Annotated in this window: 25 protein-coding genes; 2 read left to right on the forward strand and 23 right to left on the reverse strand. The window is 71.1% G+C overall.

Annotated elements, in window-relative coordinates:
• Nucleotides 1-16: 16 nt before the first annotated feature.
• From D0Z06_RS15000 to D0Z06_RS15050, 11 genes are all read right to left on the reverse strand, one after another.
• A complete protein-coding gene (locus D0Z06_RS15000) occupies nucleotides 17-1186 on the reverse strand; it encodes a M23 family metallopeptidase (protein WP_117378288.1) in 1170 nt (389 codons plus the stop codon).
• Nucleotides 1183-2688 carry an ATP-binding protein gene (locus D0Z06_RS15005; protein ID WP_117378290.1) on the reverse strand — a complete coding sequence of 502 codons (1506 nt, stop codon included), beginning with the start codon at nucleotides 2686-2688 and terminating at the stop codon, nucleotides 1183-1185. The genes D0Z06_RS15000 and D0Z06_RS15005 overlap by 4 nt, the downstream gene beginning before the upstream one ends.
• Nucleotides 2685-4199, reverse strand: coding sequence for an SCO6880 family protein (locus tag D0Z06_RS15010; protein WP_117378292.1), 1515 nt, complete (start codon nucleotides 4197-4199; stop codon nucleotides 2685-2687). The genes D0Z06_RS15005 and D0Z06_RS15010 overlap by 4 nt, the downstream gene beginning before the upstream one ends.
• Nucleotides 4196-5656: a hypothetical protein gene (locus tag D0Z06_RS15015; RefSeq protein WP_233517703.1), complete on the reverse strand. Its 1461-nt coding sequence runs from the start codon at nucleotides 5654-5656 to the stop codon at nucleotides 4196-4198. The genes D0Z06_RS15010 and D0Z06_RS15015 overlap by 4 nt, the downstream gene beginning before the upstream one ends.
• Nucleotides 5657-5795: 139 nt before the next feature.
• On the reverse strand, nucleotides 5796-6602 hold the full coding sequence (locus D0Z06_RS15020; RefSeq protein ID WP_117378402.1) for a hypothetical protein: 807 nt from the start codon (nucleotides 6600-6602) through the stop codon (nucleotides 5796-5798).
• On the reverse strand, nucleotides 6602-6982 hold the full coding sequence (locus D0Z06_RS15025; RefSeq protein ID WP_117378295.1) for a hypothetical protein: 381 nt from the start codon (nucleotides 6980-6982) through the stop codon (nucleotides 6602-6604). Before D0Z06_RS15025 ends, D0Z06_RS15020 begins: the two co-directional genes overlap by 1 nt.
• Nucleotides 6979-7971 carry a hypothetical protein gene (locus D0Z06_RS15030; protein ID WP_147332058.1) on the reverse strand — a complete coding sequence of 331 codons (993 nt, stop codon included), beginning with the start codon at nucleotides 7969-7971 and terminating at the stop codon, nucleotides 6979-6981. Before D0Z06_RS15030 ends, D0Z06_RS15025 begins: the two co-directional genes overlap by 4 nt.
• Entirely contained in the window at nucleotides 7968-8726 is a 759-nt protein-coding gene (locus D0Z06_RS15035) for a hypothetical protein (RefSeq protein ID WP_117378404.1), read from the reverse strand. The genes D0Z06_RS15030 and D0Z06_RS15035 overlap by 4 nt, the downstream gene beginning before the upstream one ends.
• A gap of 349 nt (nucleotides 8727-9075) precedes the next feature.
• A complete protein-coding gene (locus tag D0Z06_RS15040) occupies nucleotides 9076-10353 on the reverse strand; it encodes an argonaute/piwi family protein (RefSeq protein WP_117378299.1) in 1278 nt (425 codons plus the stop codon).
• A gap of 140 nt (nucleotides 10354-10493) precedes the next feature.
• Nucleotides 10494-12293 carry an SIR2 family protein gene (locus tag D0Z06_RS15045; protein ID WP_117378301.1) on the reverse strand — a complete coding sequence of 600 codons (1800 nt, stop codon included), beginning with the start codon at nucleotides 12291-12293 and terminating at the stop codon, nucleotides 10494-10496.
• 58 nt (nucleotides 12294-12351) lie between these two features.
• Nucleotides 12352-12711 (reverse strand): hypothetical protein, encoded by a 360-nt coding sequence (locus D0Z06_RS15050; protein WP_117378303.1) that lies wholly within the window; start codon nucleotides 12709-12711, stop codon nucleotides 12352-12354.
• 86 nt (nucleotides 12712-12797) lie between these two features.
• Between D0Z06_RS15050 and D0Z06_RS15055 the strand changes: the two genes are divergently transcribed.
• Entirely contained in the window at nucleotides 12798-13565 is a 768-nt protein-coding gene (locus D0Z06_RS15055; RefSeq protein WP_199522332.1) for an AbiV family abortive infection protein, read from the forward strand.
• A 126-nt stretch (nucleotides 13566-13691) separates the two neighbouring features.
• Here the strand turns inward: D0Z06_RS15055 and D0Z06_RS15060 are convergent, their stop codons facing one another.
• The 12 genes from D0Z06_RS15060 to D0Z06_RS15115 all read right to left on the reverse strand — a co-directional run bounded on the left by D0Z06_RS15060 (nucleotide 13692) and on the right by D0Z06_RS15115 (nucleotide 25069).
• A complete protein-coding gene (locus tag D0Z06_RS15060) occupies nucleotides 13692-17030 on the reverse strand; it encodes a LysM peptidoglycan-binding domain-containing protein (protein ID WP_233517704.1) in 3339 nt (1112 codons plus the stop codon).
• A 29-nt stretch (nucleotides 17031-17059) separates the two neighbouring features.
• Complete coding sequence (locus tag D0Z06_RS15065) at nucleotides 17060-17485, reverse strand: hypothetical protein (RefSeq protein WP_233517705.1); 426 nt, start codon at nucleotides 17483-17485, stop codon at nucleotides 17060-17062.
• On the reverse strand, nucleotides 17482-17874 hold the full coding sequence (locus tag D0Z06_RS15070; RefSeq protein WP_233517706.1) for a pilus assembly protein TadE: 393 nt from the start codon (nucleotides 17872-17874) through the stop codon (nucleotides 17482-17484). Before D0Z06_RS15070 ends, D0Z06_RS15065 begins: the two co-directional genes overlap by 4 nt.
• Before the next feature lie 68 nt (nucleotides 17875-17942).
• A complete protein-coding gene (locus tag D0Z06_RS15075; RefSeq protein WP_117378308.1) occupies nucleotides 17943-18413 on the reverse strand; it encodes a TadE/TadG family type IV pilus assembly protein in 471 nt (156 codons plus the stop codon).
• Nucleotides 18414-18429: 16 nt separating this feature from the next.
• Nucleotides 18430-18597 carry a hypothetical protein gene (locus tag D0Z06_RS15080; protein ID WP_233517707.1) on the reverse strand — a complete coding sequence of 56 codons (168 nt, stop codon included), beginning with the start codon at nucleotides 18595-18597 and terminating at the stop codon, nucleotides 18430-18432.
• Between the two features lie 98 nt (nucleotides 18598-18695).
• Nucleotides 18696-19595 (reverse strand): type II secretion system F family protein, encoded by a 900-nt coding sequence (locus D0Z06_RS15085; RefSeq protein WP_117378310.1) that lies wholly within the window; start codon nucleotides 19593-19595, stop codon nucleotides 18696-18698.
• The gene (locus D0Z06_RS15090; protein ID WP_117378312.1) at nucleotides 19592-20458 is read right to left on the reverse strand and encodes a type II secretion system F family protein; all 867 of its coding nucleotides are present in this window, start codon (nucleotides 20456-20458) and stop codon (nucleotides 19592-19594) included. The genes D0Z06_RS15085 and D0Z06_RS15090 overlap by 4 nt, the downstream gene beginning before the upstream one ends.
• Nucleotides 20455-21984 (reverse strand): CpaF family protein, encoded by a 1530-nt coding sequence (locus D0Z06_RS15095; RefSeq protein WP_117378314.1) that lies wholly within the window; start codon nucleotides 21982-21984, stop codon nucleotides 20455-20457. Before D0Z06_RS15095 ends, D0Z06_RS15090 begins: the two co-directional genes overlap by 4 nt.
• A complete protein-coding gene (locus tag D0Z06_RS15100) occupies nucleotides 21981-22763 on the reverse strand; it encodes a P-loop NTPase family protein (protein WP_117378316.1) in 783 nt (260 codons plus the stop codon). The genes D0Z06_RS15095 and D0Z06_RS15100 overlap by 4 nt, the downstream gene beginning before the upstream one ends.
• 4 nt (nucleotides 22764-22767) lie before the next feature.
• Nucleotides 22768-23502, reverse strand: coding sequence for an SAF domain-containing protein (locus D0Z06_RS15105; RefSeq protein ID WP_117378317.1), 735 nt, complete (start codon nucleotides 23500-23502; stop codon nucleotides 22768-22770).
• Nucleotides 23499-24188: a hypothetical protein gene (locus tag D0Z06_RS15110; protein ID WP_233517708.1), complete on the reverse strand. Its 690-nt coding sequence runs from the start codon at nucleotides 24186-24188 to the stop codon at nucleotides 23499-23501. The genes D0Z06_RS15105 and D0Z06_RS15110 overlap by 4 nt, the downstream gene beginning before the upstream one ends.
• Nucleotides 24189-24451: 263 nt before the next feature.
• Nucleotides 24452-25069 (reverse strand): hypothetical protein, encoded by a 618-nt coding sequence (locus D0Z06_RS15115; protein WP_233517709.1) that lies wholly within the window; start codon nucleotides 25067-25069, stop codon nucleotides 24452-24454.
• Between the two features lie 232 nt (nucleotides 25070-25301).
• Between D0Z06_RS15115 and D0Z06_RS15120 the strand changes: the two genes are divergently transcribed.
• Complete coding sequence (locus D0Z06_RS15120) at nucleotides 25302-25967, forward strand: peptidase (RefSeq protein WP_117378320.1); 666 nt, start codon at nucleotides 25302-25304, stop codon at nucleotides 25965-25967.
• Nucleotides 25968-26079: the final 112 nt, after the last annotated feature.

Consider the following 26079-nt stretch of genomic DNA (forward strand, 5'->3'; position numbering starts at 1 on the left):
GGTTCCTCTCTACCGGTCAGCCGGCGCTGGCTGCATGCAGGTCGACGCCGCGGCTGGCCAGCCACGGCACGGGATCGACGAACGCGCCGTCGAGGCGGACCTCGAAGTGCAGATGGACGCCGGTGCTGTTGCCGGTGGACCCTTGGAAGCCGATCAGCGCCCCGGCGCTCACGCGCTGGCCGGCTGTAGCGGTGTAGGCCGACAGGTGCGCGTAGCGGGTGGTCACCCCGCCGCCGTGGTCGAGTTCGACGAGGTTGCCGTAGCCGGCCAGGCTCAGGGTGCCGTCGCGGTCGCAGTAGGCGCTGGTGCACTCGGCCCGAACTACGGTGCCGTCGGCAGCGGCGTAGACGGGGCTGTCGCGGGGGCCGGCGATGTCGACCCCGGCGTGCAGGGTGCCCCAGCGGGACCCGTAGCCGGAGGTGACGGTGCCGGCGGTGGGGCGGATCCACGACCCGGCCGGGACCGGCAGGTCTGGGCAGACGCCGGCCGCCGCACCGCTCGCGTCGGCCGCGGTGGCTTGGGCGGCGGGCCACAGCATGGCGGTCAGCTCGCGGGCGAGCGGCTCCCAGCGGGCGTATGCGCCGCCGGCAGCCGAGATCTGCACGGCCTGGGCCGCCTGAGTGAGCGGGATGGTCCGCCAGTTCGGTACCTCGACCAGCCGGCGGTAGAAGGCCTCGGCGGCATAGACGGGGTCCATCAGCTGGGCGACGGTGCCCCATCCGGCGGTCCAGCGCTGTTGGAAGGCGTTGACGCTGTCGTGGTCCGAGCCGAGCCCGTCGTGCGGGTAGGTCAGGCTGGTGGCGGTCACTGCGGCCTGTTCGGCGGTGAGTTCGGGGCTGCTGCCGTCGTTGGCCAGCATCCGGATGCGCGACTCCTGGTAAGCGGTGGCCAGCGCCACGGTGGCCGCGTACGGGCCGAGTCCTTGTGCCGAGGCGACGGTGACGATGGTCTGCGCGTGGCCCATCTGGACGGCGTCCAGTTCGATGCCGGCGACGGTGGCGCCGGTGCCGCCGATCGAGCAGGACGATGACGCCGCCGCCGTCGACGCCTCCGGAGCGGCGAGAACCGCGAGCGGGATCAACAGCAGGGTGAGTACGCCGAACACTGGGACGGCGACGGGAGCGGCGGCCTTCCACAGCCATCGCTTCGCATACGCCCGGGCCAATCCCTCGGCCGTCCCGCTCATGCCGGAGGTCCTGTGAGGGCCTCGTTGGTGTCGGTCAGGGCCAGCTCGGGCGCGGTGAGGACGGTCTGCACCTTGAACGCACGGTCGCCGACCAGCCACAGGGCACGGCCCTTGCCTGCGATCGCCCACCCGGTGACCACCCGCTGGGCGATCGGGGTCAGCCCGAGCATGGAAGCGAGCTCGTCGGCGACGGCCTGGTCCTGGCCGTGCAGCACCTTGACGTCGCACAGATGCAGCAGGTCGCGGGCGATGGCCACCGCCTGGGAGGAGGCGTCGCCGGCGGTGAGCATGTCCGAGGGCTTGTGCGCGAGCAGTATCTGCACGTCGGCGTCACGGCGGGACAACCGCAGGTTGGCGTCCAGGCTCTTCATCGCCTCGGCACCGAGGCGCATCTGCCGCCAGGTCTCGTCGCGGATGACGATGCGCAGGTCACCCGGGTCGGCGATCTCGCGCATCGCCTGCCCCCAGGAGTTCAGGCAGGTCAACGCGATGCCGACGGCCTGGTCGCCGAGCGGCTCGAGGCGGGACAGCGACAGGGACTGGATGGGCGCGCGCCAGTCGACCTCGATCGACGTGTGGTCGTCGAACAGCCCGGCCAACGAGCCCTTGACGAGGGAGCCGAGGGCGTCGCGCAGGGTGCGGGTGGCGTCGAGGAAGTGCCGCCGGTCGGCGTACCGGCAGCAGGCGACGAGCTCGTCGGTGGGCTCGTCCAGGGCTCGCCACAGCTGCGGGATGGTGGGCTCGGTCAGCCGGGTGGCTCCGCTGCGGTAGCCGGTGAGCAGTCGCAGCGCCTCGCCGACTGCGGTCTCCTCCACGGGGCCGAAGGGCATGTTCTGCGAGCCGACCAGGCCACGGATCAGCACAAGCCAGCGGGCGAACATGATGGCCTCGCGGCGGCGGGCCTCGGCGGCGTCGAGCTGCTCCCAGCCGTGGCCGAGCGGGCCGAAGGCCAACGGGTTGACCCGGGCGGAGAGTCCGTGGCCGATGACGAACGGCTGCACGCCCAGCGCGCGACACAGCGGCTCGTACTCGTCCTTGGTGTCGCCGAGGACGAGGCTGCGGTAGCCGTAAGCCACCATGCGCAACGCGAAGGCCTTGACGGTGGCGGATTTGCCGCGGCCGGGCTTACCGAAGACCACGACGTTCGGGTTGGTGACCGAGATGTCGTCGTCGGTGACCCAGCCGACCGGATCGCAGTAGAACGCCCCGCCCGACAGTAGGTCGATGCCCATCTGCGCCCCGGTGGGCGGCAGCCCGCTGGTGGCGATCAGCGGCCACACCACCGGCGTCTGCTCCGACGTCATTCGCCACACCGACAGCGGCGCGAGCGCCACCGCGCGACCCCGGCCGCGGCCGTGCGGCCCGCGGCGGGGCACTAGCGCGGTGAATGGCCCGCGCTCCCGTTCCGCCGTCTCGACGGCGACGACGGCGGGCAGCCGGTGGCCGAAGTCGTCGAGCAGGACCGCGACGTCCCGGCCCCGGCGGGAGCCGCGGCGGTTCATCGGCGTCCCCTGCGATCGGGCAGCCCCACACCGAGGGGTATGGCGGCGGCGGCGAAGCCGGAGTCCTGCGCCAAGTCCAGCCGCAACGGCACGAAGCCGGCGGCACGGATAGAGGCGGCGAGCCGGCGGCCGTGCTCGTCCACCGGCCAGGTGGCCGGGACGGTGACACAGGCTGCGACGGCCGGGCGGACCAGCGCACGCCCGGCGGCCAGCTTCTCGTCAGCGGCGCCGATTCGCTCGGTGTCGCGCCGCTGTCGGGCCCGCTGACGGAAGCCCATGCGGGCGCGCAGCTCGTTGCCGGTGGTGGCGCTCATCTCCTCCCGGCCGACCACCCGGGTGGCCCGGTCCAGCGGCAGCGGGGCGAGGAACACCGTGAGACAGCGCCGCTCCCCCGCCGTCGCCGGGACCAGCACCGGGGCCAGTGCACCGAGCACCGCCCCGGAGTCGGGTAGCAGGATCGTGTCGGTGACCGACGCCCATGCGTCGTGCACGTAGTGGCGCACCTCGGCGCGGGCCTGGGTGGGCCCGGCGGCGGCCATCGGAACCCCGGTCGCCAGCTGCGTGCCGTTGGCGGCGGACAGGTCGGCGGCGATCAGTTGGCCACGGTCGCCGGGAGCGAAGCCGGTGCGCACCGCGGCAGCGAGTGCAGCCGAGTCCAGCCAGGTGACGGCGGTGCAGCCGACCGGGCCACGCAACGCACTCTCGACCTCGGCCATCACCCCGTGCAGCACCCGAGCGCGGCCGTCCACCCCGCCGCCGGACTCCTTCGCGGCCCGGCCGATCCGTCCCTCACCGACGACGACGGTCACGAAGGCTTCGGTGCGCACCGCGGCCGGGGTGAGAGTGGCGCCCAGCAGTGCGTTCACCCGGGCGGCCAGCGGCGCGGCGTCGGAACGGGTGTGGGTTCGTTCCCAGGCGGCGCGCTCGGCACCGTCGTCGGGCACGGTGCGCACCTGCAGTGCCAGGACGTCGATCAGTTCGGTGCGCGCGGCGATCTCGCACAGCTCGGCCAGGCCGGCGCCCATCCTGTCCCGCTCAGCCGGCTCAGCGAGGCCGATGCCGGGATGGTCGATCCGCGCCACGGCCGCCCACGTGCGCGCCGCGGAGTCCTGCACGATCACCGGGCGGGTGAACAGCTGCCCGTAGGGCGGTCCGTCGTGGGTCCGGATGCCGGCGAGCACTCCGGGCAGGTCGGCCGCGGACAGGTCCTCGGCCGTCCCGGCGGCGGCCCGGGAGCCGAAGACCGTCCAGCCCATGGCTCCTCCAATTGCGTGCAGACAGAGATCGCCGAACCAGCGGCCGGCCGCGCGCCCCCGAATGGGGACCAGCAGCACGGCGGCCAGCAGCGCCCACACCGGCAGCCAGATGGCGAACAGCCCCCATGCCTGCGCGTTCAGGGCCAATAGCGCCGGTACGCCCGTGAGGGTGACGAGGGCCAGTTGGGCGCCGGTCATCCCGAGGAACCAGCCGGAGACGTCGCGGGAGTAGTCGCCGTAGCGGACGGCGTTCATCGCGCGTCGTCCTGGTCGGGACCGATCGGGTCGCTCTCACCGGGCCGGTCAGGTGCGATGCCGTCGAAGCGCTCGGCGGGCCAGGCCGCAGAAGATGCGCCTCCGGCATAGTGGACGCGCCCGTTCCCGGCCGGTCTCGTCGGCTGTGTTCCGCCGTCGTCGGGACGGCGCCCGCGGCCGTACCCGCCTCCGGTCGCCGTCCCTCCGCCGGAGCCGTTGCCGCGCGCCGGCTCCCGGGCGGGCAGCGGCTGCCCGTAGTACGGGTGGGTGTGCCCGACGCCGGCGCCCGACAGCACGTCTGACGCCGAGGCGGCCACCCCCGCGGCCAGTCGGCCGGCTGTGGAGGTACCCGTGGCCAGCGCTCGCAGCGCGCCGGCGAAGCGCCCACTGGTCGCCGCGTCTGCAGTCGACTCGCCCTGCGCGCGGTCGCCGGCCAGCTGCGCCGCTGCACCGGAGGCAGCCACCCCACCGGATGCGGCACCCGCCGCCGCGGTGGCCACGGCGGCTCGCCCGCCACCAGCCTTCTGCAGCGCGCCCACGACTCCACCGGACGCGGCCAGCGAGGAGCGCAACCCCGCCCCACTCGACGTGCCCGGGTCGACGAACGCCAGCAGCCGGAACAGCGCCAGCGGACAGATCGCGCCGAGCAGGATGAGTAGGCAGCCGACAACCGCCATGCCGATCGCGGCCTCGGCGCTCGTCTCTTCTGCTCCGGTGAGGATCCCCTCGGTGATGGTCACTCCCACGCCGAGGACGAGCACGGCGACCGGGGCAACCAGCAGCGCGGCAAGGAACCAGCGGAGGCTCCGCCAGAACCAGCTGCTCGACGTCTGCGCCAGCAGTCCTCCTGCCGAGATCGCCGAGGTCGCGGCGAGCACGATCAGCGCCGCCTCGCGGACCAGCATCAGTAGCAGGTAGCCCACGCTGGCCGGCACCAGCAGGAAGATCGAACTGACCCCCAGCACGGTGGCGACCGTGCCGTCGACCAGGTCGCGGCTCACGCTGATCGACGGGTCGAAGGCGGCCATGGTGTCGATGTCGAGCAGGTTGCGCAGCAGGGCGGTGGTCAGTCCTGAGACGCCGGTGACCAGCAGCGCGGCCACCCCGATATAGCTGGCCCAGACCAGCCCGAACTGCAGCACTCCGATCAGCAGCCGGCCGAGGGTCTGCCCGTCCCGGCGCACCGCCGCGACGCCCAGCTGCACCATGGCCATCAGCGCGGCCACGGTCGCGCCGATGCCGAATGTCACCGGATAGACGGCGGCCAGCGGGCCGTCGGCGGACAGGTCCGGAGTGGCCAGGGCGTCGATCACCGAGAACGCCAGGCTTAGCAGCCACAAGCCGGCCTCCCACAGCGACAACATGGCGTTGACCCAGACGTCTTCGACCACCGCGCCGGCTGCTTCGCCGATCACGCAGAACGGATTGATCGGCAGGCACGGCAGCGCGCCGCCCACCCCTGGAACGGCCGGAAAGGCCGTCACCATCGGGTCCGCGGCCGCCGCCGGACCTGTGGACACCAAGCAGATCGCCAGCGAGAGAAGAAGGACCGCTCCCAGTCGGCGCCCCCAACCGCTACACCCTTCGCGTCGCTGCTCAGACATAGCGCAGGTCCCGGTAGCCGGCTGCGATAGCTGCCTCGGTGCCTGGCCAGACCGAGGGCGCCGGCGCGGGCTCCTCCCCCGGGCCGATGACCCACCGGTCCCCGGCCCAGGTCATGCGCTGGCAGTCGGCGATCGCGATTCGGGAGGTCTGCTCCACGGTGACGGTGAACTCGAAGTTCACGCACACCACGGCGAAGTCCTCCCCCACCGTGCCCTTGATCAGCCCCATCACCGGACGGACGACGATCGCCAGCTGCGGAGACCCGGCACCGGACAGGCCCGCTGCGGACAACAGGCTCGCCATGCCGTCCACCCCCGACCACGTCTCTGAGGTCGGCCCGCCAGGAGCGGCCCACTCGGCGATCACCCGTCGCACGCCCGCCATCGAGCCGCTCTGCATCGCCGTCACGTCGATCGCCGCTAGCTGCGCCAGCGCGCCCTCCGGCGTCCGCGGAAAGCCGGTGGGCACGTCCGCCGGACCCACTCCAGTGGCGCGCGGCAGCTCGAGAACGCCGGCAGCCTGGTTCGACACCGGGCCGGGCAGCGCGTCATGCGGGTCGGCGGTCGGCATCGGGGCGGCGGCCATCGCATCGCGCCGCGTCATGTCCGGGGCAGCGCTAGCCGCCCGACGGGCGGGGGCCCTCTCGTCCGGCTCTTCGGTCAGCCCTCCGATGACTGCCAGGACCAGGCCGGCCAGCACCGCCAGCGCCACCGCCGCGCTGGCCACGAGCGCCGCAAGAAGACGCGCCGGGCTCCACTCCGGCGCACTGCTCCCATGTACGTCAGGACGGCGGCGCATCAGGTGCACCCACTGCCGGTGATCGAACCGAGGATGACCAGGATGACCGTGTAGGTGATGGCCACCATCACGACCACCGCGATGCCCATCGCCCCGTACCGGGAGGCATGCGGATGGGAGAACATCCGGCCCACCAGGACTGAGCCCAGCGACACGACCGCGGCGATCCCGATCAGCGCCAGGACCCCCCACTTCACCCACGCCGTCACCTGATCGGCAAAGGCCTCCACTCCCGGCGGCGCCTCCGGGCAGACCGCCGCGGTGAGCTCCTCCGGCGCTGCGGTGGCAGGCCCCGCGGTCAGCACGACCAGGCCCAGGGCGACGAAGGCGACGGTCGCGGCCGTTCGTACCGCTGCATGTGCAGTCCGGTGGGGATTCACCAGGCCTCCCCCGCCGCGCTCGGCTGGGACGACGCCGCCCGACGCCGATGCTGCAGTGGCACCGCGGGCATCAGCAGCGCGACCAGTGACCGGCCGGCGGCCTCCACTCCTTTGGGCAACTGGTCCCCGGTCAGACCGGCGGTCTGCAGTCGTCGGTCGATCGGAACTCGGACCACCCGCCCCTTCGACCGCAAGTCGCGGAACCGCGGACCAGCGTTGGCCTTGACCACCTGAGGCCAGCGCGCCGCGCCCACGACGGCCACCATCACCGGCTGCCCGGCGAGCTGGCTCAGCACGTGCTCGGTCAGTCGCACTCCGGGCACGGTCGGCCGGCAGACGACGACGGTGCTCGTACGGTCGGCGGCCAGCCGGGCCAGGTCCTCCGGAGAAGGCAACCCGAGATCGAGGACGGTGACCGCCGGCTCCTCGCTGATCGGGAGGACCGGCCAGCCGTCAGGCTCCACGTCAGCGACGCGGCGGTCGATCGTGACGCGGTCGCGGGAGCCACGTCGCCAGGCGCCGGCGGCGTCGGTGCCCAGCTCCGCCGCCGCTGCGGCAATCAGCCCCGACTGTCGGGGATGCGCAGTCTCCACCAGGTGCACCCGCCGGTCGGTGGCCGCGGCGGCGTCGCTGATGGCCAGCGCCACCGTGGAGGCGCCGGCACCGGCGTGTGCCGCTACGACCGTGATCCAGTCGGCCCCTAGCGCGTCGATGTCACCCCTGCCCGTGACAGCCGCGGGCGCGCTGTCACCCCTGCTCGCGCCTCGCTGAGGCGCTCTGTCACCGCTGTCAGCCCACCGCTCGTGGAGACGCGTCGGCACGGCCGGCCTGCTTGCGGCAAATGGCGGACGATGGGCACGCAGCTCGCGGAAAGCCTGCTGGATCTCCGCAATCGACAGCAGTCGCTCGTCGGGGTCGACGTCGGTGCCGTTGGCCACACCGCCCGTCACGGCGCCGGCTTCGTCGACGTCCTGCAGCAGAGGACTCACGCGACAGCCGCCAGGTACTGAGGAGCCATGCCGCGCAAGGCGGTCAGCGTCCGGCTCCGCCGGCGGTACAGGGTGCGCGTCGTGATGCCGTGCGCGGTGGCGACCTTCTGGTCGGCGCGCCGGTGTTGCCGGTCGCGGCTGCACTCGGTGGCGATCAGCAGTGCGACGTCCTCGGCGTCGACCCCTGAGCGCACCGCCCACTGCAGCAGGTCGACGACGTCGAGGTCTTCCCCCTCCTCGTCGGCGCTCGCAGTTGCGATCCGACTGATGTCGCCCGTAGCGGTCAGGCTCTCGACCCGCTCGGAGTGGTAACGGCTGCTGGGTCGCAGTTCGGCGAGTACCGCCCGCCGGGTCTCGGCGCGCAGGTTCGCCGCGATCGCCCGAGGTCGGCGTCGCCATGGGTAGCGGCGGATCTGGCAGGCGAGTTCACCGACGACCACGGCGAGGATGTCGGGGCTCAGATCTGTGAGCTGCCTGGCCATCGTCCGCACCAGTCCGCTGAGCAGGTGAAGCGTCAGCAGCAGCGCGTCGTCGTCGCGGCCGCCGTCCACAGCGGCCCGCCGGACGAGCGCGGCGAGCACGACGTCGCGGCGGTCGTCCGCGCCGCCCTCGGCCCAAATGCCGAGCAGGTCATGGACGCTGCCCAGCCCGGCCAGGCCTGGTTCGGTAGCTGCCCAACGGACGAGGGTGGCGTCGCCGTCCAGACGTGCGGCGAGCGCCGGCCAGCTGCCGACGATGGTGGGGTCGTGGAACATGTGCGGGTCCTCCGGCATCGGTGTGATGCCGTCGACGCTCCGCAGAGACGTTCAACGGGTCGTCACCCCTTGGCTGGGGTGACAGGGGGGCGATCGCGTCACCCCGTGACCAGCGCTGCCCCGCTATCGCGTCCGGGGAGTCTCGGCATCCCGCACCGAGGGGTGACGAAGTGAGAAGCAAAGGGGTGACGTACCGAGGTGCGACGGCGACGGCGGCACGACCGCTTCCAGCACCGGGCACCGTCATGCGCTGAAAGCCGATCGGCCGGCGGGCAGCCAACGCACGCCTTCAGGGTGAGCGGGCGATCCACTGCACCTGCGCGTCCCGCCGAGGCCGAGCGGGCATCAACTACATGAAGAGTCGGAACTGATAGCTGCCGTCAGGCAGAGACGGCACGCGCCCGATCATCTTGGCGAGCTTCTGGCTGTAGGAAATCGTCACGGGAGTCAGCCCGTAGAGAGCGTCGTTGTTCCAGTCGAGCTTCGACAGCGCGAGAATCTCACGGGCCGGGGTCTCGAGCGGTCCCTTCCCAGCGTCGCGGGAGAATGCGATGGGCGTGGGCAGCGCCTTCGCGGACTGATTGTAGTTTCCACCGCGTAGAGCGACGCCGGGCGCTGTTCCCGAAACCCACAGCAGTGCCTCGGTGCCGGAGAGGTACTGGAGCGTCCCCCGAGTAACCGGCCACGCGTCGGGACGTGACCGGTTGGTGTTATCGGGAATCAGCGCGACTCCGGTCCAGGGTGTATCCGCCCTGATCTGAAGGCACTCGATGTCGGGCACCGCAGCTCCCCAGGCGTCGAAGACGCCCTCGACTTCCTCGGGGCGCCAGGTAGACGTCTTGTGGACGACCAGCCGGGCGGGCATGTCCCCTGCGCGTCGACGCTGGTAGAGGCGAGCGCTGCGGGCCATTACCGTGCGCATCTCAGCGCGGGTGAGATGCGGGTTCTCCAAGTCTCGGTCGGCGCCGACGTTGTATGCGATGAACTCAAATCCACCGCCCTCGGAGTCGAATACTTGGGAACAGCAGGTGACGAACTCGTTGGAGGTACCACCACGAATGGCGTACGCGAGCCCAACGAAGGCCGTGTCGATCGGCGTCGGCTGAACCATGCGGAAAGGGACACCGCCGGACTTAGAGAGCAAGGCGATCGAAAGTCGCCAGAACATCGAGCACTCGTACCTGAACTGCAGAGCTGAATCCTCGCGGATCATCTGGATGGGGCAGCCGATTGGTGCCGCTGCAGCCTTGAGGCGGTCGTGCAGGTCGAAGGCTCCGTCGGGACTTCTGCGCAGTGGCTCCCAAGCACGTGGGAGCAGGAACACGATCACGTCCCAGGTGTCGCGAACGGTCTGAAGCTGGGTGACCGCCCTCGCCAATGCCTCGCAGACCCGCTCGTGGCCCCCGCTGCCGGTACCTGGGGTGTCGAGCGAGAGGTTGCGATGAGCGGATGTCTGCGGCAGCAGCTCGGCATGAAACAGCTCGCTAAAGCCGGGATACCGAGGGACGTAGCTGGTGCGGTCGCTCGGGTCGTGCGGCTGGGTCACCTTTCTCAGGAAGTCATACAGGGTCTGCTGCTGGCCATGAACCGTGATGGTGGCAACACGGATGTTGCCCGTCGGTGGCACGGCGTAAGGGCCATGGTTGGCCAACCCGACAAGTGGGTGGGGATGCGTGGCTGGCGCTGATCCCGAGTCGAACTTCAGCAGCGGCTCGGGCAGGACAGCATGTGGCGCCCAGGGCTTCCCTGGGGTCACCTTCGTCGTTGTCACAGGGCCCTCATGCTGTAGGCCGACGTAGGGCCCAGTCGGAACTCACCGAAGGCGTCCCCGCCGAGTGCTCGTGTGAGTCGGAGCGGAGTCTCGCGGCGCTCCGGAGTAATCGCGGCAGTCCAGGCTGCGATGAGCTCAGCCCAGGTCTCGTTCTTCTTTCTGGTGACCCAACGTTCCCGGATCCAGTCGGTGGCGGGGTCGAACACGTCGAACTGGCCCTCCGGACGTTCCCAGCGTTCGACCCAAGTGAAGGGCGTGAAGATCAGCCAGCTCAAGCCCCAACGGTGCTCAAGGTGGAGTCGTACGGCCTCGGCGTAGGCACGCGGTCCCCCATCACGGTTAGACCCGTAATCGGAGACACGCAGGTGACCATGCACGTGACCGCCATAGATCCTCTTGAACGCGGCCAGAGTCTCCTGTCGGCGCTCGTCGAGATCGTCGAACTCGGTGAGGACGACCGCGTACTCGCGCCGGGTAATCTTGGGTCTGGTCGGCATCCGAGTGCTGAGTGCCTTGGTCAGCCCTTCGAGAGCGAGGGCGTGCAGCCCAGGGTCCAGTGCCGCCGAGGTGAGGTCGACGGTGACTGTCTCCGCAGGGCCGCCGGCCAGGGCTGCGAACGCCTCTGCTTTTCCCCACCCCCATAGGGAGCCGCCGCTCATCACGGCCGCGCCGCGGTACTCCTGAATTCTCAACCGGTCGCGGAACTCCCGGTGGTCAGGACCGGCGAAGGAGGCGCGGAGAGCGCGGGTGGGTGCCTGAAGAATTGGCAGAGCGTTGTACCGGATCAGGGGGAATCCTTGGCGGCCGTCGGGGGGTGCCGCCGGAGTCACCCGCTTGGCGGGCTGGAGTTGGCTGACGAACGTGCGCGCGTGGCCTGGCAGCTGTACCTGGAGCGCTAGATCACCCAGGAGTTCGTCGAACGCTCCGAGCCGGACCACGTAGGCAGAGGTGCCGGCGGCCGCGGCCCGGTCCAGGAGTTCCATGACGCGCTGTGGCGTGCGGTCGGGGTCTCGCGTGAACCACCAGACGCCGGCGGGCCACGCTCCCTCGATGTCGGCTGCGGCCTCGAGCATCGTCATAATGCTGTCGTCGCGGCCGCTGTAGCCGACAACGGCAAGTCCGTAGGTGCGGCTGAGGTCGTGCACTGCCTGTCGTAGGACTGCGTCCTGCTCGGCGAGTTCGGAGTCGAGGTTCTTCAGTGACGACTCCCGAAAGTCGCCATGGAGCTTGATGAGCATGGGCAGGGAGTCGGGGTCGAGCACCGCACGGGCGCGGTCCCGGCTTCCCAAGGCCGCGACGTTCAGCAGCCGTCGCTGCCCGGGTGAACCGACCGCCGCGTACGCCTCGGCCGAAGCCGTCTCGAGGAGCTCGTCGAAATTGGTCGTGATGACGATGTCGGTCTGTCCGCCGCTGATCAGCGCGCCAAGGACTCGCTGCCCATAGCTGGGTTGCTTGCCCGCCAGGCGTTCGCGCAGATAACGCGCGCGTGCCGACTCGTCAGGCAGGGCAAGCTCGAAGGCGCGGGAGTAGTCGTCGTCAGCACCGAACGCGACCATGCCGTTGCGACCGTCGAAGTACGCCCCTAGCTCGGCCGCGACCTTTGGGTCATTGGGGTGCAGGTTCTCCCGGAGCAGTCCGTGGCGTTCGGCGTAAACCCGCAGCAGCAGGTCGTCGCGTATCTGGGTTGCGGTCGGAAGCCCCGCGGCGGCGCTCGCCCCCGCGCCAAGCAGCCATGCGATGCGGCGCGTCTGCACGCTCCAGGAGCGCACGAAGGCGCCCTGGTCCACAACGTCCACTACGAATGTTCTCCCGAGTCTGGTGCTTGAAGCGACTTCGGCCCTGGCTGAAGATGATCTACCCGGCGAGCAAGTGAGCCAGCTTGTCGACCAACTGCTGCTCTGCGGCCCGTGCGGCCTGGATGTCGGTGTTGCACTGCTCAGTGGCGAGCACCGTCTTGCCGAGTACTGCGATCTCTGCGTGCCAACGGTCCGGATTCACTTCATCGCAAACGGTGAACAGCTGCAGAGCGCCCGGTTGGAGGTTGGTGGGGTGCGGGATGCGGGCGCCAGGCTTGACCTCGTGCCCGCCGACGAAGCGCTGCGATTCAATAATCATGGGGGCAACGGTAGAGGCGCCGACCGACCTCAGTCTCAGCGTCACCGTGCCGTAGCGGTCCTGCTTGTAGCGAAGAACCGCATGCTCCCACTTCTCCACGCCGCGACGTTAGAGCGACACCCGGGCGCCCACGGAAGTAGGCGGCAGTCGACACGCCGTAGCAAGCGGCGATCCGTGAATCGCCCTTGGAGACGAACGCGCACGTGCTCGATGGGGGATGCTGGACGTTGATGGCACAACATGAACAGGTTGAGCGAGTCAGCGCCGAGTTCGCCCGGGACTGGTGGAAAACCCTGATGGCCAACTCGTGCGCGCTGCTGAAGGATGGCGCGATCCTCGCGGCGCACGGCAGCGCCGGTAGGGCGCAGGCGCTACTGGTACTGGCGATGGAGGAGCTGGCCAAGGCCCGATGGCTCTATGACGCGGCCGAGTACGAGTGGAGCCGTCCCCTAGGTCTGTACGGCCTGCCCTCCACAAAGTCCGGCACCGTTCTGCTGCCGTCCGAGTTGAGCACCCGCCGACTGCCCCACCTGCAGAAGCTGCAGGCTGCCGAACAGTTCTCCTCGGGTCTGGGCGGATTCTGGGACGCAAGCCGTCGTGAGGAGTACTACTTCCCAGCGGACTTGATCACCTTCGAAGAGGCCGCCCGTAGGCGCAACGCGGATAAGCAAGCAGGCTTCTACGTCGACCGCCTTGGCGATGCCGTTCTGACACCCTTGGCGATCCCTTCCGAGGGCATCGACCCCTTCCTTCGTCGAGCGGCGCAGTCGCTTGAGATGCACCTCATCGAGGACCACACCCGCCAGCAGGACGCCGTTGCGGTCCACGCCATCGACTCAGTTCAAGACCTCCATTGGGAAGTCCTGCCCTATGCGCATCCAGAACTGTTCGCCGACTTCGCCGATCGAATCGGCGATGTTGCTGGCCCAGCGGCTGAAGCTGAAGGCGAATGACCTGGGGTAGTCGGCTCGGGGCCGTCCGGGGCGGGCGGGAGACTGGCCCTCCGCACGGCTACGCGACGTTCTGAGGTTCGTCGTCCGTCCGTAGCGGTTCACACCTCCGACCACCTCCGTCGTTGGTCAGCTGGCCCTGTTGATCCACTGACGGCGGAAGAGGATCTCGGCGGTTCTGGGCGGCAGGTCTTCTTCCACCTCGGCGTCGTGGTTGGCCAGGATGCGGGCAACGTAGGCGTCTGCCTCGGCCCGGTTGTCCTGCGCGTCGCAGGCCGCGACCAGATCGAGCAGGGGCACGTCCTCGTAGCTGCCGGCTTTCAGCGCCACGTGAGCGGCGGCCGCAGCGAGCTCGGGCTCGCCGGCGGCGAGGTGGTGCGTCGCGACGGTGTGCGCCACGTCGACGATCATGGCGGCGTACTCGTGGTCTAGCCGGGAGTTCTCCTCGACCAGCCAGCTGTAGCCGCCGGGCGAACCCTGCCGCGATGCGGGCAGGTCGAACGGCCGCCCAGTGACGAGGTCGAGAGCGGCGCGCAGGTCGGCGATGCCGTCGACACCGCGGGCCAGCCCGCGGACTCGCAGTCGGCGGAACAGCTCGGCGTCGATGAGGACGTCGTCGATGCGGTAGCGGCCGACCCCGCCGGCGGTGACCCCGGGCGGGAGGTAGTCCGCGCCGGTCGCCGGATTGACGCCCAGCCAGGCGCGCACGATCGAGATCGACTGCCGCACCTTTGTCTTGCCGACGACATCGGGCTCGTTGGGCCAGATCGCGGTGGCGTAGCGCTCGCTGGTCACGCCGCCGGGCCGGGTGGCCAGGTAGGCGACGATCTCGGTGTAGAACTGCCGCCGCGGGTTGCGCTCGGGCAGCGCGCCCTGCGCCCGCACTTCGACCGGGCCGAGCAGGGTCAACTTCGGCCGCGGGCAGGACGGGTCGGCCCAGTCGGCGAGGTCGGCGTCCAGGGCAGGGTCGGCGACCTCGACCTGATCGCGGATGTCTTCGTCGGTGGCCGGAGCCAGTGCCTGCACGTCCTGCTCGGTGGTCGCGGCCCGGTTCAGGTAGGTCTGCGCGGACAGCGGTAGCACCGAGTTGGTCGTCCAGGCCGCGGTGCCTGTCTGGTGGACCACCGGCACGTCGTCCGCCTGGGCCGGCGCTGGTGGCTGCCGCCGGCTGGCGCGGGACGGGTCGACTCGAAGGCCGCCGCAGGCGTCGGCGTGCTCGTCCCAGGCCTCATCGCCGCGAGAGGGTGGGACCGGGCGGTCGTCGGTGACGGTAGCCAGCGCGAGGACCTGGGCCAGCTGCGCGGCCTCGTCGGCCGGGATCTGCTGCGCGATCAGCTCGACTCCCAGGGCGGGGACGCTGAGCATGCCGGCCTCGTCGACCGTCAGCTGCCATCGGGCGGCCTCCGCGTGGTCCGGGTCGTCGATGAGCACCAACGCGACCGCGCCGCCAGCCCGCTGCTGCTTCATGGCGGTCATCAGCCGTTCCAGCCCGGCGCTGTCCTTGGCAACTTCCGGAGCGATGAGCAGCACGTGCGGCGCCCACGCGTCGCCGGCCACGTCGCGCATCCGGCCCGACAGCACATCGACGTCGGCCATTCGCATGGCCTCGGTGACCGATTCCAGGTGGCCGTCGAGCGCCGCGATCGCCTTCTCGACGTCGTCGGTGTGGGTCAGCCGGTCGGGATTGATCTGGGCCAACTCCTTGCCGAAGCCGACCAGGGTCACCTGCAGCATCTCCGACCACGTGTTGTGCGCGAGCTCGGCAGCGAGGAACCGGGCCAGGTTCAGGCAGCGTTCGGCGTCCCCGGACAGGGATAGGGTCGCGACCCGTTCCAGGTCGAGCAGCCAGTGCTCGCCCTCGGCCGTGTAGCCCACCGACGCGAGCATGGGGAACGGTGCGAAGAAGTACGCCCGCCGCTGCTCGTCGTAGGTCAGTGGATCATCGCGCCGGATCGACCAGCGGGTGCCGGCCGAATCCACCGTCCACGGCTCCGGGGCTCCCGAGGCCGGCTCGGTGAGTACCAGAGTCAGGACGTCGTCGGTCATGCAGGCCGCCACCACGTCGGGCAGGCGAGCGGCGTCGACCCTCGCCAAATCCTGCACCAGCGCCCGCAACGCCTGGTCCAGCCAGGTGACGTCGGCACTGCCGACGCTGCCGGCCTCCTGCAGTGCTCGTTCGACGCGCAGCAGCTCTGGTGGTGCGCTGCCGATCATGCGCCCGGGACGTCGCTGCCGGAACTGCCTGCGGCGGTAGCGCAGCAGCGCGGTCAGCGAGGCCCCGGCCAGCAGCAGCCCACCGCCGGCGGCGAAGGCGACCATCGGCAGCTCCGAGGTGCTACCCGTCGACGTCTCGTCAGGCCTCGCCAGCGACGGCTCGACGCTGTTCGGTGCAGCCGTGGGAGACGAGGTCGGGGCGCTGGTGGCCGGACCGGGCGTGGCGGGAGGCGGCGCATTGGTGCCTGGCGCGGTCGGGTCAGCTGGAGGGGTGCTGCTCGGGGCTGGCGCTGATGGCGGTGCCGGTTCGGTCGTGGGCGGTGCCGGCTCGGCTGCAGGAGGCGCCGGTGCGCTGGGCGCAGGCGTCGCGGGACTGGTCGGGTCGGGGATGCTCAGCGTCCAGCCCGGTCGGATCAGCGACGGGTCGGTGAAGGTGGCACCTCCGGGTTGGCTGCGTCCCCGGTTGAGCTCCCAGGCTTGGCGCCAGTTGTGCCCGCTGCCGGTGATCTCCTCCGTGAGGTCCCACAGGGTGTCACCGGGTTCCACCGTGACGTCCTCGACGATTCTCGCGGTGGTCGGGGCTGGGCCCATCGGCGGCAGGCCGACCGCGTCGGGCGGCAGGACCAGCACCGAGCCCGGGACGATTTCGTTGTCCGGACCCACCGCGGTCGGGTTGAGCCTGGCGATCTCCGGATAACGCAGCGGGTCCCCGAGATGCCGCTCGGCCAGCGCCCACAGGGTGTCCCGGCGCTGCACCTGGTAGGTCGTGGTCGCGACCGGAGGCGCGTGCTCGTCCGGCATGGAGTACGCGACCGGTGTCTGCGCTATGACCGGTGCGCTGGCGTACTGCGCCGACGCCGGGACGGCGGTGGATGTGGCCGCGACCGGCAGCGGTGGCGCCGTTGCGGTGGATGCGGGGCCGCCGGCGGCCAGTGGAGCGACGGTGAAGCCGACCGCGACGGCGGCGACCAGGGCGGCGGCCGGCCGCTGGAAGATCCCCAGCCCGGGGAGGGCCGGAACCGGCCGTACGCGGGCGTACGCCACGATCTCCGCCACTGTCGCGGCGGTGAACAGTGCCCAGCACACCCACACCCCGGCTGCGAGGACGAGTCCGGCGAGCTGCCCGTTGTCGCGGGACGTCAGGACGGCGTCGACCTCGTCCAGCGACGGCAGGCTGTCCGGGACCAGGTGCAGAACCGCCATCAGCACCGGTACGCCGACGACGACGGCGAGCAGCGCCACGAGGGCGCCCACGGCCTTGAGCAGGCGGGCGGCGTGGCCGGTCACGACAGGCCCTCACCGGAGGTGACCCCGACCAGCAGCTGGGCGGTGTGCACGCGGGTCTGGCTGACCGGGATGCCCAGCAGGGGTGTCGAGTCGGTGACCGTCACGCTGACCTCCACGATGCCGGGGCCTGTGACGGTCACCGTGCCGGTCGCGCCGGCTTGGTCGAGGTAGGAACGGGCCGCGGTCGCCGCCAACTGTGCGTCGGTGCTGCCGCCGGTGGGAACCGGGCCGATGGCGATGCTGGCCGCGCGGGCTGCCTCAGCCGAGTAGGTGTCGGCGCGGTTGGCGGCCTGGATCGCGGTCCCGGCGTCGACGAGTGCGGTGACCAGGACGCCGACGATGAGCACGATGAAGCAGAACAGCACGGCCACGGACCCCCGGTCGTCCCGGAGTCCAGCGCTGGCGTGCGGGCGGGGTGTCACGACAGGTCCCTGGCAGGGTCGAGCGGGCTGGTGGCGCTGTCGTGCAGCGTCCGAGAGCCGGGCAGGCCGGCAACTCCGATGTCGGAGAGGTCGACGGTGCACGTCACGGCGACGGTGACCGATGCCGAGGCGCCCGGCGGCGCAGTGAACCTGGAGGTGTCGACGCTGACCTGGACGTCGATGCAGTGCAGGCCCTGGCTCGTCAGTGCGGTGGTGGCGGTGTCGGTGGCGATCTGCTGGGCCGCGGCGGCCGATCGGGCCAGCGAGGCGTCCCGCGCCGCGATCCCGGCGACTCCGCTGATGCGGTCGCCGGCCACCGCGATCCGGGCGCCGACCACGAGCATGGCCACCACGAGGAGTCCGACCGGCAGCAGGATCGCCAGCTCCACCGACTCCGAGCCTCGGTCGTCCCGCCACCGCCGTCGGCGGCCGTTCGGAGCCGGCTGCAGGTCGGGGCTCATGGCGAGTCCGGGGTGGTGAAGCGTTCCTTGCCGCGCACCACGGTGACATCGACGGTCGGGGCGAAGCCGGGCAGCGGGATCACGTTGGGCACGCTGGCGGTGACGTGCACCGAGACCGTGGTGGCGGTGCCGGACTCGGTCACCGAGTACCGGGTGATCGCGCCGGTCCCGAGCCTGGCCAGGTACGTGTCCGCTGCCGCCTGCCCCGCTCCCCCGGTCGCCCCGTGGACGCTGGCGGCGCGGGCTCCGACGTGCGCCGCGGCGTCGGCCGCTTCCCGGGCGAAGTACCACAGCGCGAGCTGCGGGCCGGCCAACAGCAGCGCGACGATGATGGGAAACAGGATCGCGAACTCGACGCTGGATGAGCCCCGCTCGCTGCCGCGGCCGCGGTGTCGGCGGGAGCCCGGGCGCGCGACTGGACCGTGCGGCGAGGATGCCGCACGGTTCGGAGTCCGCGCCTCGAGCATGAAACCGCTGCCGGTTCTACTGGAACAGCGACGTCTTGCTGGCCACGAACGCGATGGCCGCTGCGCTGACCGCGCCGCCCAGCGCGATGGCCAGGATGACCATGAACGCCTTCTCCGAGGAGTCCGAGCCTCGGTCGTCGGCGACGTGATCGGCGCTTAGCCAGGCCAGGACTGACAGCGCCATGACGGACAGGGCCGTGACGCACTGCGCCACGACGGCCTGGGCGCCCCGGCGCCGGATGGTGAGCTGGAACATGGGAAACCTCCGGGTAGGCGGTGCGGTCAGGACGAGATCCCGAACATGCGGAGCATGAAGGGGACGAGCACGAACAAGGTCAGTCCGGTGACCAGCAGCGCCAGCGGGCGGGACATCCGCTCGCTGACCTGGTTGGCCTCGGTACGGGCGTCGGACAGCTCGGCGTGCCGAAGCGTGCGGGCGCTGGCCAGCAGGGTGTTGTAGACCGAGGCACCGTCGGCGGCCACTGCCGCGATGTCGGCGAGGTTGCGCAGCTCGGCGACCTGTAGCTCCTCACCGAGGTCGCGCAGCTCGCCCCAGGGTTTGCGGCCGGACAGCGCCGCGCGGCGGATGGCGCGGCGCATGCGGACGAACGGCATGCTGCCCGAGATCTCGGCGGCCTCTTCCAGTGCCTGCTCCACCGAGCCCCGCGCGCGACGTTCACCGGCCACCAGGGTGAGGAAGGACTCCAGGTTGCTCCGGAACTCCACCCGCGCCTTCTCCGCCGCCTCGCGTGCCTCGGCTGAGGGCAGAAACCACCCGACGACGGCGATCCCCAGCCCGACCACGACGGGCAGGACGAAAGGCACCGGGACGTCGAGCAGCACGAACACCAGGCCGAACAGCGACGGAGCGAGCAAGCCGGCGAGCGCCAGGGTCAGCTTGCGGCCCGCGAGCTGAGCGCGGGTCCAGCCAATGATCGCCAAGTCGGCGTCTGAGACGCCCAGATGCCCGTCCAACGCCCGCGCCACCGGCCCCGGCAGCCAGTCCCACCGGTCTCGGGTGGACGTCGTCACCGCCGGCGCCGTTCGCACGGTCGGCTCGGCCGCCAACTGCTCCAGTGCGGCCACCAGTGACGGCGGCACTGGACGCAGTGCACGGACCGCGAGGACGAGGCCGCCCGCGATGAGCATCCCGGCGAGGGTGGCCGTCTGCAGCCCGGTCACCGGTGCACCGGAGCCTGGTCCGGGTCGAAGAGCACCCGCGGGGGCTTGACCGGGTCGGACAACCGGCGCATCCATCGCAGCGACGTCGCGAAGATCGCAACCACTGCCAGCAGGGCGATCTGCCCCACCGGCGTCGAGTAGCCCGACAGGAAGGTCCGGGCGAACAGGGTCATCCCGACCACCAGCACCAGGGTCACCACAACGATGGTGCGCATGTTCGACCGCGGCTTGGCGCGTTCGGCCTCCACTTCACGGACCATGCGGGAGCGGTCGTCGAGGTCGGCGGCCAGCGCGGTGAGCACCTCGGCGAGCCCCGGCCCGCCGTTGCGCTCCCGCAGGATGAGCACCATGGCGATCTTCTCGGCGGCCGGGTCGTCGATCTCGCGGGCGAACTGCCGCAGCGCCGTCTCGGTGCCCTGTGGCCCCATCCTGGTCACCAGGTTGGTGACCGCCGGGGCGATCGGCTCCGGCACCGAGCTCAGGGAGCGACGCAGCGCATCGCGCGTCGACCCGGCGGCGCCGGAGCTGATCAAATCGGCCAGCCGCCGCGTCCAGTCCGCCAGCGCCTCGGACGTGGCGATCAGCCGCTTGGCTTCCTTGCCGCCGCCGAGCACCTTCGGAATGAACACGACACCGCCGGCAGCGCCCAGCGCCGCGGCCGGCCAGCCAGTGACCAGCAGGACGAGCACGCCGGCTGCCAGCGCACCGAGAAGCAGCGGAGTGGCCCCCCGCCGCGAGGACGAGCGCACCGACGGCGAGCGCTCCGGCAGGAAGGAGACGCCGCGCACCGCCCCGACGACGCCGACCAGGCCGGCCGCGAGCAGCAACCCGGCCAGGGTCAGGAGCAGGCCACCGGCCGTCACGACGCACGCTCGCGGCGGTGAGGACCGGTGTGCCAATCCGAGGCGCCCGGGTGCAGCCAGTTCAGATCGAAGCCGACCGCGGTCAGCCGCTCGGCCAGCGACTCGCTGAGCATCCCCGGCCCCGTGGCCTGGGCGCGCCCGTCCTCGGCGCGCGGCGCGAAGATCGGCTTGAGGTCCGGCCGACCGGAGTCGCCGATCGGGCCGAGTTCGTAGATGCCGGAGACGTACCGGGCGTAGTCACGGTCGCGATGCACGTGCACGACCAGGTTCAGGGCGGCCAGCGAGCGCAGCACCAGCTCCGGGGACGGGGCCGGATGCGCCTTCAGCGCGTTGATCAGCACCTTGTCGAACACGCCGTCGGCCGACGGTGAGTGGATCGTGCACATGACCGACGAGATGCCGCTGGTCGCCGCCTCCAGCAGATAGGTGACGTAGGCACCGCGGACCTCCCCGACGAGCACCCAGGTCGGGGACGCGCGCAGCGCCAGGTGCAGCGCATCCCCCATGTCGAACCCCCCTCTGCCTTCAGCGTTGGGTAGCCGGGACTCGAACGGTCGGCAGACCGCGTGCCGCCTGACCAGCTGCCGGCGCTCGGGATCCCACCGAGGCAGGTGCAGACCCAGCTCCCGCTCGTCCTCCACGGTGATGACCACGTTGTTCCACGGGATGGCGTTGCCCAGCGCGCGCAGCAGCGTTGTCTTGCCGACCCCCGGCGCTCCGCTGACCAGCGGAGATGCGCCGGCGAGGATCGCCGCATGCAGGAAGCCTCGCACCGGTGAGTCGACCATGTTCATCTCGTGCAGGTCGTCGAGGCTCGGATCACTGAACCGGTGCACCCGGATCACCCCGGCCGGGCGCGGCAGCACGTCCATAGCCGCCTGCAGCCGCGCGCCGAGCTCGGTCACGCCCTTCAGCCGCACGTTCAGGATGGGGCTGGCTGAGGAGAACTCGCGGCTGGTCTGACCGTCGTCCGACCGTGAACCGATCGACCGCAGCAGCTGCTCGAGCTCCTCGTCGCTGGAGGCGATCGCCGGCCCGGGCACGAGTTGGCCGCTGGCCATCCGCAGCATCGTCGGCTCGCAGCCCTCGAAGTGGATGTCCTCCACGTCGTCCCGGGCCATCAGGGGAGCCAGTCGCCCCAGCCCGTCCAGCTCGGCCAGCACGGCCGCGAAGATCCTGTCCTCGGTGGTCACTTCCGGCGCCGGACGGCCGCGATTGGCCTCGTGCAACAGCCACTGGTCGTACTCGTCGCGGATCAACTTCCGGGTCAGCTCGCGCCGCGGGCCCGGGGCGTAGTTCCTGTCCTCCACCGTCAACCGGGTCGACACCCGGTCACGCAACTCCACCACGACGCGGTACTCGGTGCTGGTGAGCTCCTTGGTATCGGCTGGTGTGGCGTCGACCGGCGCGGCCACCGCAGCCAGCGGCTCTGGCGGCGGCAACGGCGGACGCTCGCGGGCGGGCCGCGGCAGGTCAGGGGCGGCAGGCACTTCCAGCCGCGGCGACGCGGTGTCCTCGTTCCTCATCCGGCCACCACCTCGGCGACACGCGACGCCTCGGTCGGACTGGTCAGCGTCTTGGCCAGGGACGCCGCCGCGCGCAGCAGCGCGGACCGTTGCAGCGTCTTCGGGTTGACCGTCGCGCCGTCGGAGAGCGCCTGCGCTGCGGTCCGGTCATAGGGCAACGTGCCCGCCAGCGGTAGGTCCAACGCCTTGGCGACTTCGCCGGCGGAGTACGGCCCGTCCCCGACCACGAGTGCCGTGACCTTCGCCAAGTCGCCGAGCTCGTGTCGCAGTCGTTGCGTCGCATCCTGCGCCGCGTGCACCGACCGCACGCTGGGCCGCACCGCCAGCAGCACCCGGTCAGCGGCCCGCAGCACCGGCCAGCAGCCGCGCTCGGTCACCAGTCGTCCGGCGTCGACCAAGGCGTCCCGCCCGATCGACGCGCTCGCCGTGTGAAGGGCCGAGGCCAGCCGCTCCCATGCGTCGGCGGTGAACGAGGTGCCCTGCGCGGCGGTCGTCACTCCTGGAACCAGCCACACCTGCGGCTGCTCGGGAAGCTGCACCGCATGCTGGGCGACCATCGTGGCGGCCTGCATCGCCGGGACACCCCGCCGGGCCGCCGTCGACCATGACAGGAGTCCCCGGTCGGCGCCGACCCGGCCGGCCAGCAGCCCCGGCGCCATGTCCCCGCCAGCCGGGTCACAGTCGGCGACGAGCAATGGCCCGGGCCACGCCAGGGCCAACGCCCAGGTCGAGGTGGTCACCCCGGGCGCGGCCTTCCCCGAGGTCACGACGGTGAGCATCAGGTCACCGCCCCGCCGGCAGCAGGATCAACGCCAGGTTGCCGGTTGAGGCGAGCTCGGCCACCCGCACGCCGTCGTCGGCGCTGACTCGCACGTCGATCACCGCCACCTGCGTGGCCTGGTTGAGCGATCCGACCTCGGCGACCGTCGCGTCGATCTGCTGACCGCGGGGACCGTCTGAGTCGGCAGACGGCGTACCGCTGCCACCGGTCGAGCCGGTGCTGCCGGGGGTCGCCACGATCAGCACCTGCTGGCCTGGGTTCAGCCCACCGGCCGGAAACTGCCCTTCCTTCAATGGCAGCGCGACCAGCATCTCCCCCGCCGTGAATCCGCTGTCCGGGCCGACCTGGGCGCCGGTCAGCAGCTCTCCGCGGGTCAGCGGCACCTGGGCGACCATCCCGACGATGTGGGACCGCTGCGAGGCAGGGATTGGTGACAGGTTGGGATCCGACGTCACGTTCGCGACCGTCAGGTCCTCCGCGGTGATCGTCGAGCCCACTTGCACGTCGCGGGCGACCGCCAGTACCTCCGTGCGCGCGGTCAGCATCTGGCCGGCACTGAAGGCCAGCAGGCCCCCGAGCAGCACGACCAGCACGCTCAGGACCAGCGACTTGCGGCTGGCACGTTTCCTCGCCGCCGCGGTACGCACCGGAGGAGCCGGCGGCAGCGCCGCCTCTGGCGCCGGAGCCGGATAGCGCTCGGCCGCCGGCGACGCCATCCCGTTGACCCGCGTCGTCACCTGATCACGACCGACTGCACCTCCGCCACCGTGAACGTCGCGTTCGAGGTCGTCGTCAGATCCGGCAGCGTGCCGGTGGCGCCCGTCGACGACGTCCAGGTGACCGACCACTGGATGCCGTACGTCGCCGTCACCTGCCCATCGGGCTGGCGGATCGATGAGTGCGGGTACCGGTAGTCACAGCCCGCCGGCGACGCGGCCCACACCCCGTCGCCCGGCTGCCACGCCATACCAGGACCCGGGCACGACACCGTGGCAGCCCCATCGCCCGGCGTGAACGACAGCGCCGTCGGTGTCACCGTCACCTGTGCCCACACGCCTCCGGCGTCGGCACGCGCGGTCAGTGCTCGGAACGATCCCGGGTCGGTCCAGAACCAGGTGTAGGCGTTGACGACCGTGAACGGCTGTCCGTCCTGCAGAGTGCCGGCCGGATAACGGCCCGTCGTCGGTGATGGCACCGTCATTGTGCTGAGCGCCTGTTGCGCGAGCTGCGCTGGATCGATCGCGGCCGGAACCCCCGGCGGGTTCGCCGACCAGAAGCTGAAGCCGTTGGTACCGGGGAAAGCTCCACCGCCAGTGTAGGAAAGGCAGCTGTAGATGGCGCCGTCCGTGCGACCGCCCCAGATCGGCGAGTCCTTGGGAGGCTGTTGGGCCATCGCCTCCACGTAGCACTGCATGTCCTGCACCCACCACGCCTGGCCCTCCTGGCACGGAATGACGGTGCCGGAGGGGCTGACAGTGCAGGCCGCCGCAGGCGTGCCGCCATCCCCGTCGGGAGTCGTCGCGGCCGGTGGGGCCGCCGTCCCAGGGGCATCCTCGGCCGTTTCGACTCCGACTACACAAATGCCGTGCGAGTCGTACTGCTGGCAGGTCGCCGGATCAGCGACAGCAGTTGGCGAGAGGACCAGCGAGGCGCACACGCACAGCAGCGCTCCCGCCAGGGCGAGGACTACCCGTCGCATGACTCCGCCTGCCTGTTCGGCGCCTCGCTGACCCGCCACGACGACGTGTCCGGATAGTCCGGGTTCACCACGGTGAGTTGCTGGACGAGGTACCGCGGACGGTCGGGAGGCACGATCGACTGCCCGGTGGCGTCGACCGCGTCGACCTGGCTCACGTCGACGCAGGCGGTGACGACGATGGTCGGGAAGACAGGTGACGGCGAAGCGGCGGGAGTGTTGGACAGGTCGACGCTGGCGGCGGATGCAGTCACCAGCTGCGACCGACCGGTCTGGCGGTAGCCCTGGGAACGGAACTTCCCGATGGCTGTGGCCTGGGCAGTGGCTTCCGGAGCCACCGCGACCTGGTAGATCCCGTCGAGCGGGAGTGACGGGTCGAGGTACAGGTCGTCGATCGTCCGCAGGTACTCCGGGACGAGTTCGACCGCCGCTGCCTGCGCTTCCTCGGCGGGGCTCGAAGTGGTCGGCGAGGGGCTCGACGTCTGGGAGCTCGACGTCCCGGACGTCGACGCACTCGACGAGCCGGGGTCTGACGACGACGAACAACCCAAGGTCGTCAGCGCCAGGAGCACCGCGGCCGCTCCGGCCGTCGCGCGCATCACCGCCATGCCTGATCACCCCCGATCGCGTCACCGTCCGTCGACCGAGGTTGCCCTCCGGGTCGAGCGGACGTGTGACCGCCGTCTCGTTCCCACCCTTTCGGGTGACAAGTTGTCGCTGAGTCCGTCACTCGTCCTCCCCGTCTGGGTGTACCGCGCGGTCCTGACACGCTCCCGCACCGGAAGCTGGGATGGCGCAGCTATCCACAGGATTGCGCGGCGTCGAGCAGGACAAGTTCCCGTGGAGGTCAAGGGTGGCCCTCAGCGGATGAACGGCACGTGGATGGTCGCCACGGTGGCAGGAGCACTGGTTGGCGCCGCAGCTACGCCCTGGCTCACTACCCGTGGGCTCGCTCAGTTGGCGCGGATTGACGCTGCCCGGCCGAGCCTGGCGCTGGCCAGCGCCGTCGCCGGCGGCGGAGCGGGAGCCGCGGCGATCGTGACGTCCCACCGTGCGGACACGTGGTGGCTGGTGCCTGCCCTGCTGGTCTGGGGATGCGCTTTGGTCGCCGCGGCGTCCTGCGATGCGGTCACCCAACGCATCCCGACGGCGCTCGTCCGGCAGGCCGCCGTCGGCACCGGCGTGCTGCTGACCGTCGGCTTCGCCGTGCACGGTGACTGGCGCGGCCTGCTCACCAGCGGTCTCGCAGCTGCGGCGGCGGGGGTCGTCCTGCTGTTGTGCTGGCGGTTCGCGGGAGCAGGGTTCGGCGACGTCCGCCTGGCTGTGCTCGGTGGCCTGGGTCTCGGACACGCCACGCATCGCGGCTTGTTGTTGGCCCTCGCCGCCTTCTCCTTGGTCACCGTGACGCAGGCCGTGGTCACCTTGATGCGCGACGGGGACCGCCGGAGGACCTTTCCCTACGGCCCTGCCCTCGCGGCCGGTTTTCTGCTCGCGGCCACCCTTTGACTGTGACGTCCAGCCGAAAGCCTTGGCGGTGGGTTCGCCGAGCAGCATCTTTGGCACGGCAGCAGGGCGCGGGTTCCAACGGGGTGTCTTCATCGCCACCTCCATCACCGCA

This window comes from Geodermatophilus marinus, from assembly GCF_003428645.1.
GTDB lineage: Bacteria > Actinomycetota > Actinomycetes > Mycobacteriales > Geodermatophilaceae > Geodermatophilus.

Coding starts and splice junctions, on each gene's coding strand:
- D0Z06_RS15000 (WP_117378288.1), bottom strand. CDS start 1,186: ATGAGCGGGACGGCCGAGGGATTGGCCCGGGCGTATGCGAAGCGATGG.
- D0Z06_RS15005 (WP_117378290.1), bottom strand. CDS start 2,688: ATGAACCGCCGCGGCTCCCGCCGGGGCCGGGACGTCGCGGTCCTGCTC.
- D0Z06_RS15010 (WP_117378292.1), bottom strand. CDS start 4,199: ATGAACGCCGTCCGCTACGGCGACTACTCCCGCGACGTCTCCGGCTGG.
- D0Z06_RS15020 (WP_117378402.1), bottom strand. CDS start 6,602: ATGCGCCGCCGTCCTGACGTACATGGGAGCAGTGCGCCGGAGTGGAGC.
- D0Z06_RS15035 (WP_117378404.1), bottom strand. CDS start 8,726: ATGTTCCACGACCCCACCATCGTCGGCAGCTGGCCGGCGCTCGCCGCA.
- D0Z06_RS15075 (WP_117378308.1), bottom strand. CDS start 18,413: ATGCTCGAGGCGCGGACTCCGAACCGTGCGGCATCCTCGCCGCACGGT.
- D0Z06_RS15080 (WP_233517707.1), bottom strand. CDS start 18,597: ATGGCGCTGTCAGTCCTGGCCTGGCTAAGCGCCGATCACGTCGCCGAC.
- D0Z06_RS15095 (WP_117378314.1), bottom strand. CDS start 21,984: ATGAGGAACGAGGACACCGCGTCGCCGCGGCTGGAAGTGCCTGCCGCC.
- D0Z06_RS15100 (WP_117378316.1), bottom strand. CDS start 22,763: ATGCTCACCGTCGTGACCTCGGGGAAGGCCGCGCCCGGGGTGACCACC.
- D0Z06_RS15115 (WP_233517709.1), bottom strand. CDS start 25,069: ATGGCGGTGATGCGCGCGACGGCCGGAGCGGCCGCGGTGCTCCTGGCG.